This is a genomic window from Microcoleus sp. A2-C3, assembly GCF_036706065.1.
Lineage (GTDB): Bacteria > Cyanobacteriota > Cyanobacteriia > Cyanobacteriales > Microcoleaceae > Microcoleus.
The window spans coordinates 1-6,215 of record NZ_JAUBVX010000019.1 but is presented as its reverse complement, the minus strand read 5'-3'; the positions used below and the strand labels follow the sequence as shown (position 1 = coordinate 6,215).

Annotated in this window: 5 protein-coding genes and 2 pseudogenes; 3 read left to right on the top strand and 4 right to left on the bottom strand. The window is 45.2% G+C overall.

What is annotated here, in order from left to right; genetic code table 11:
• The coding region (locus QUB66_RS12545; protein ID WP_332968186.1) for a HEAT repeat domain-containing protein at positions 1 to 354 on the top strand (354 nt) is incomplete at its 5' end.
• A gap of 279 nt (positions 355 to 633) precedes the next feature.
• Here the strand turns inward: QUB66_RS12545 and QUB66_RS12540 are convergent.
• Together QUB66_RS12540 and QUB66_RS12535 are read right to left on the bottom strand one after the other, a co-directional pair.
• On the bottom strand, positions 634 to 2,322 hold the full coding sequence (locus tag QUB66_RS12540; protein ID WP_265235750.1) for a BamA/TamA family outer membrane protein: 1,689 nt from the start codon (positions 2,320 to 2,322) through the stop codon (positions 634 to 636).
• 366 nt (positions 2,323 to 2,688) lie between these two features.
• On the bottom strand, positions 2,689 to 2,889 hold the full coding sequence (locus QUB66_RS12535) for a hypothetical protein (RefSeq protein ID WP_265235751.1): 201 nt from the start codon (positions 2,887 to 2,889) through the stop codon (positions 2,689 to 2,691).
• 162 nt (positions 2,890 to 3,051) lie between these two features.
• Here QUB66_RS12535 and QUB66_RS12530 point away from each other — a divergent pair, with 162 nt between their 5' ends.
• Both QUB66_RS12530 and QUB66_RS12525 read left to right on the top strand, forming a co-directional pair.
• Positions 3,052 to 3,876, top strand: a complete 825-nt coding sequence (locus QUB66_RS12530; protein ID WP_332968188.1) for an alpha/beta fold hydrolase — start codon at positions 3,052 to 3,054, stop codon at positions 3,874 to 3,876.
• 106 nt (positions 3,877 to 3,982) lie between these two features.
• Positions 3,983 to 5,461, top strand: coding sequence for an ATP-binding protein (locus QUB66_RS12525; RefSeq protein WP_332968190.1), 1,479 nt, complete (start codon positions 3,983 to 3,985; stop codon positions 5,459 to 5,461).
• Between the two features lie 257 nt (positions 5,462 to 5,718).
• Here QUB66_RS12525 and QUB66_RS12520 read toward each other — a convergent pair.
• Both QUB66_RS12520 and QUB66_RS12515 read right to left on the bottom strand, forming a co-directional pair.
• Positions 5,719 to 5,913, bottom strand: a pseudogene (locus QUB66_RS12520) (slr1659 superfamily regulator); the annotation flags it as partial.
• A gap of 21 nt (positions 5,914 to 5,934) precedes the next feature.
• Positions 5,935 to 6,215 (bottom strand): annotated as a pseudogene (locus QUB66_RS12515) (IS630 family transposase); the annotation flags it as partial.

Genomic DNA, 6,215 nt, shown 5'->3' with positions numbered 1-6,215 from the left:
GTGGCGCAGTTGATGGGATGCGTTCAAAGTCAGGACACAGAAACCCGCAAGTTTGCAGCGTCTGCTTTAGGTAATATGGGTGCTGCTAATGCTTTGAGAGCCGACGGTCAGCGAGCAATAGAAACCTTGGGGAAATTAGCTCAAGATTTTCACCCGGAGGTGCGGCAAGCTGCTGTGGAAGCACTAGCAATGATTAAGTCTGAAAAAGTGATTCCGCTCTTGCAAAGAGCTTTGCGAGATACAGATAGCGGTGTGGCAAAATCGGCAAGTGCTGCGCTCAATAAGTTTAAGTTTTATCCGCGCACTCCGGCGGTGAAACCGAAAATTGTTGATGTGAAAAAACCCAAGCCTTAAGCAGTTACTGCAACACCGTAGGGACACAAAATTGTGTTGTGTCCCTAAATTTTCTGTGCTTGTCCAGGTGATGCAACGCAAATTAACGCAGATAATTTCTAGATAGTCTGGCAACGAATGCCATCTTGTCTAAGATGGAACAAGGAAGAAGATTTATTGATTAATTTTTTGCCTCTTCCCTCTTCCCTCTTCCCTCTTCTATCAACTATCAACTGCCAACTGCCAACTGCCAACTGCCAACTGCCAACTATCAACTGCCAACTGCCAACTATCAACTATTTAAAATCGCTGCTTTGTACCGAGGACAAATTTGATGTCGCCGCCATCGCTAACACCCAAATCTAAGCGAATTAATCCCAAGGACGATCGCACTCTGACACCCAAACCAACACCAGCCCCAGTCCCCGGTTTATCCCTCACCGAAGCGGGTTTTCCCAACACGCTGTCACCAGTCCCCAAATCCGACGCAAAATCAGCAAATATCACGCCGCCGACATCCCTGCCCACCGGAAACCGATACTCACCTGAAGCCAAGAAATAACTCCGCCCGCTACCAATATCCCCGCCATCGTAACCCCGCACAGAATTGCGGCCGCCGAGTCGAAACGCTTCCGTGGGCGGCAAATCCCCGATTACCGTCCCCCCTTGCAAGTTAAAAGCCAGCATTTCTGGCAAGGCCTCGGACTCGCTGATACCCAGTAAAGTTACTGGTACATATTGTATATAATTTGCCAACAGGCGGTTGCTCACAATGTTACCTCCCCCCAGAGGTATCGATTGCTCGGTGCTGAGGCTGAGAATCGAGCCGCTGGTGGGGTTGAAGGGATTGTTTCGCCGATCGCGAACCGCGCCAAAAGAAACAGTGTATAACTCATCAACGCCCGAACCGCTGAATGTGAGAGGATTGCCCAGTTCGTCGCGGCGGGCAATATTTAAATCGCGATCGCGCGTGCTGATATTTGTATAATTTAATCCTAAAGTTCCCCGCCAATCGCCCAAAGGTCGCGTAACTGCGAGATTTCCCCCGATCCGAATTTCCCGAACTCGATCGCCATTCTGCAAATCGATATCCTTGTTGAAAATTTCGGAGATTTTGCGATCGCCAAAAGCTCTCACACTGTATCCCAAACGGTCATCGGCGGCAACGTAAGGGCTGACAAACTGGACATCGTACTCGATACCTCGGAGGCTGGGCTGAATTTCCACCGCCAACCGCTGCGGGTTTGTGCCGAAAGTGCGATCGACATAGGAAAGAGGAACAGCAACACCAACATCATCGCTAATGCTAGCACTCACGCCAAACGATCGAGCCGATCGCTCTTGAACGTTGTAAATTACATTAACATCCGTCCCAACTTCTTCAGTAGAAACCGTCACCTTGTCAAACAATCCCAACTGCTGCAACTGCTGCAAGTCTAGTCGTACAACTTCCGGGCTGTAATTATCCCCCGCCTTAAGTTTGAGCTCACCCCGAATAAAATCTTCCGAAATTCTGCCCTGAATCGGATTGCCTTTTTTATCAACTGCTTCGCCTTTGGAATTGACAAAGCGAATTTTCACCTCAGCCACGTAAACGCCCTCAGCATTGCCCGCTTGACTGATTTGTCGAGTACCGCCTAGTTGTTGCGCGTTGCTGTTTACTGGTTCGGTTTCGGGTTTGGTGGCGATCGTCCCCGCAGTTGGTAACAGAGAGGTAAAATCTTTATGGTTGCTGAACTTGACTGAGGGCGATCGAACTTCTCCAGCAACCGCGATCTCATCAGATGCCGGCAAATCCCGCACAATTGGACTCACCTCATCCTCCTCCCTCTGTGCCCTTGTGGGATAGGCGTCTCGCCTGTCAATCTCTGCGGTTCCTTCTCTCAACTCCACCTCACGCGGTGCGACTGTCGGATCGATCGCCCGCGCCCCCAATTCACCACCAGCCACCGCCGCCAAAGTCAAAAATGCAATAATTGGAATTCGCATAAACATAAAACTAAAGCATACTCAACGCATATTAACCAAAATTGGTCATGATGCCTAATCCCAAACCTGGATTTAATATCGCTCTATTCTTCAACCCGCCTCCGCGGGTTTTGTCTGTGTAGACGCCATCTCAACCGCCATCTCAACCGCCATCTCAACCGCCATCTCAACCGCCGTCTCAACTACCGTCTCAACTACCGTCTCAACCGCCATCTCAACCGCCATCTCAACCGCCGTCTCAACCGCCGTCTCAACCGCCCAAAAAGAAACCCGGTATTTTTGAAGATACCGGGTTTCTGCGATGCCCTGAAATGTGGGGAAAAGTCCATCGCGGGCGATCGTACAATTGGGAAACCGAAAATTTGTTTAAATAGCTTGTCGAGAAACACGCTTCTCAAAATTAGCCTGAGTCTGCTGCAACAGTTGTTCGCGACTGTCCTTAGCAGTGGTAATGTTAGGGAGCAAGTTGCGAGCTTGTAAAGTCATGTGAAGCTGTAGGTCTGCTACGTACTCACTGACATCTTCGCGCAGGGAGCAAGCCGGGTACCGTTTTAAAGTAGAGTTCAAAGTGTTCTCCTGCTTTGAGTTTGCAGTTATTTCAAATAATAATAGAGACTATCACGCTCTACTTCTAATTGTGTACTCCGTAATGAAGTTTAACCTTTGGACTGCTGTTTTGTTACAATTATTTACATATAATCTTTCTGAAGCCTCAGGAGTCGATCGCCCGTGCAGTCAATAGCAGTAACACATAACACAGTAACCACATTTGTCAATAGCAGCAGCCAAACAGCCGCCTACCTCGACATCGGCAGTGGCCCACCCTTATTGCTGTTGCACGGTTTTTTCGGAGAAAAAACCTGCTGGCTACCCTTAATTGAATTATTGCAATCTCAATTTCGGTGCATCAGTTTAGATATGTTAGGTTTTGGAGAATCTAGCAAACCCAAAATCCAGTACGACGTAGCCGTAGAAGTTGCCTTTGTGCGGCAAGTTGTAGAACAACTAAACATCGAACCCTGCGGCATCATCGGACATTCTTTTGGCGGTTGGGTAGCCTCTGCATACGCCCTAAAATATCCCAATTCTGTCAGCAGTTTAGTGTTAGCAGCACCTGCGGGAATTCGGGACGACAGTTTTTGCGGTCAATACGATGCTTTGCGGCCGCTGCTGTGGGAAACCCCAGCGGTTGATTGGGCCTTACAGTTAGCCAAACCTTTTGCTAGTTTAGTGGGGAAAAGTGAAAAATTGCAGCAAATTGCCGGGTGGCGCAGAGAGTTAATGTCTCAACCCGTAGCAAGGTCATTTTTAATGAGCCGGATGCGGCCGGAAGACGCCGTTGATACCGTAGAAAAAGAAATTCATAAATTGCAAATTCCTGCCTTAGTTATCGCAGCAGCTAGCGACGAAACCATTCCTCTATGGCACTGCGAAACCTACGCTAACGAGATACCAAGGGCTGAGTTAGCAATTATTCCCAATGCTACTCACGGGTTGCCACAAACTCAATCTCAAATCATCGCGGAGTTGATTGCTAAATTTTTGGATCATTAAGAAAAAGTGCGATCGACCACAAACTTGAAACAATAGTGCCTGATTATACCACAGATGCGATCGATACGGAATATATTGCTGACTGTACTTGTACAAAAAAGTTTTTATGGCAATAAAATATTGTGTCAGCACAAGCTACAAACATTTAGTTGATTCTGGAGTATTACGAATGGCGGCACTGAGCAACTACTTTAATCTGGAAGAAATTACGACAGCCAGAAAAGTTAGTGCTGCGGTAATTAACATCAGCGGCCGCCAGCGAATGCTTTCCCAGCGATCGGCATTTTTTTGCATGAGGTTAGTTTGCTCTGAGAATACCGCAGAAAGAGCAAAACTGCGCGGGAATTTGTTAGAGGCGATCGAACTTATGGAAAAATCTCACCACGACTTAATTAATACTGACAGCAGCAACTTATTGAGTTCCCCTTCACCCACCGTCAAGGCGATGTATTTTGAGGCGCCGCTATATCTAGACAAGCAAGTCCGCAAATATATCGATCGCATAAAAGCATTAGTGCAAGTTCCCGACACCGAACTCAACCTAGAAAATCCTCATCTACAGTACATTATCGAAGCTGCCGGTGGCGAATTGCCAGCAGCTTTCGATGCCGTCGTGAGTCAATACCAGCAAGAAAGCGAAATCGAACAATTTGAAATCGACCTCAAACAGGTTGAACTCTATCAAGAAAGTTGTGCAGCTACCTCGAAAGCCGAAGCTCAAGCAGCCCAGATCGATAGCGCACTTCGGGAACTGAAACAAACTCAAGCTCAACTTCTCCATAGCGAAAAAATGTCTTCCCTGGGAGCCCTAATGGCTAGTATCGTCCACGAAATTAATAACCCAGTTAGTTTTATTTACGGCAACTTGAGCCATGCCGAAATTTATACTCAAGATTTACTCTACCTGCTGCGTCTCTATCGAGAATACTATCCGAATCCCTGTGCCGAAATTCAGGATCAAATCAAAGAGATGGATCTGGAATTTCTAGTTGAAGACTTGCCTAAAGTTATGTCTTCTATGCAAATGGGTTCAATTCGCATTCGCGAAATTGTCAAATCTATGGGCAGCTTTTCGCGAACAGACAACAGTAACATGACGCCGTGCGATTTGCATGACAGTATTGACAGCACCATCTTAATTTTGAGAAACCGTCTTAATGCTAAAAAAGACCGTTGCGAAATTCAAATAGTTAAAAATTATGAAAAATTGCCTGGTGTAGAGTGTTATGCTGGACAGATAAATCAAGTATTTATGAATCTAATTAGCAATGCGATCGATGCTTTGGAAGAGGTAGCAGAAAATCAGCCCAATGCTCAGCTAAAAGTTTCTATCCGCACAGAAGTCGTTGGTTGCGATCGCGTCAGAGTGCGGATTGCTGACACGGGATCGGGAATGACAGCAGAGGTAAAAAAACGGATGTTCGAGCAGTTTTTTACCACAAAGGCGATCGGTAGAGGTACAGGTTTAGGATTATCTATTGTCTACAAAATCTTAGTAGAAAATCACCGAGGAACCCTCAGGTGCGAGTCCGAACCGGGGAAGGGAACCGAGTTTATCATTGAACTGCCAATACAACAAACTTAAACAGTTGATAAACATCCAAATTTATCTGCATAAATTGTGGCACGTCCCGCCTGTGCAAATAATTGTGCCACGTCCCGCCAGTGTAAATAATTGTGCTTAAAATTTACCAGAAAGAATTGGTTTAAAGCCTATCCCTGATCGGGAGAAATTAAAAGCAGACGATTCATTACTCTAATCCTCTTCCTTCTTTTGTCAAGTGCTGTCAACTGTCAACTGTCAACTGTCAACTGTCAATTGTCAACTGAATGAAACATCACCTACTCCAATTCTAACTTCAAAGTTGGCAACAACTTTTCTAAATTTTTGAGAGATTTCTGTTGCCAAGGAACATCATTTGAACCCAGTACCAAAAGTTGAATCGTTTTCTTTTTCCGCACACTAATCACAAACTTAGACAGCATATTAATACCAGAACTGTTAACAAAATCCAATTTTTTTAAGTTCAAAGTAATATAGCAATCCTAAATCATTTTCTATGTATAGGTGTACTGATGGATTTTTGGGAAATCAAATTTATGTTCGTTTGTGAAAAACTCAAACAAAAATTTAATTATCTTAAAAGACTTACATAAATACCAATACTTTCGTAAAAAATTTTTAGCTTGTAACCAGATATCTTCAACGGGATTTTGTTCGGGAGCATTGGGAGCAAATAAAATACAAGTTATTGACCAATTATCAGGTTCTTTGTCACGATTAACTTCTGACAAATAATCTCTAAATTCTCCATATCTATGATAACTAGCTCCATCCC

What these genes read in the sequence shown, in the direction of transcription:
- QUB66_RS12525 (WP_332968190.1), top strand. Translation starts at nt 3,983, where the DNA reads ATGGCAATAAAATATTGTGTCAGCACAAGCTACAAACATTTAGTTGAT.
- QUB66_RS12540 (WP_265235750.1), bottom strand. Translation starts at nt 2,322, where the DNA reads ATGCGAATTCCAATTATTGCATTTTTGACTTTGGCGGCGGTGGCTGGT.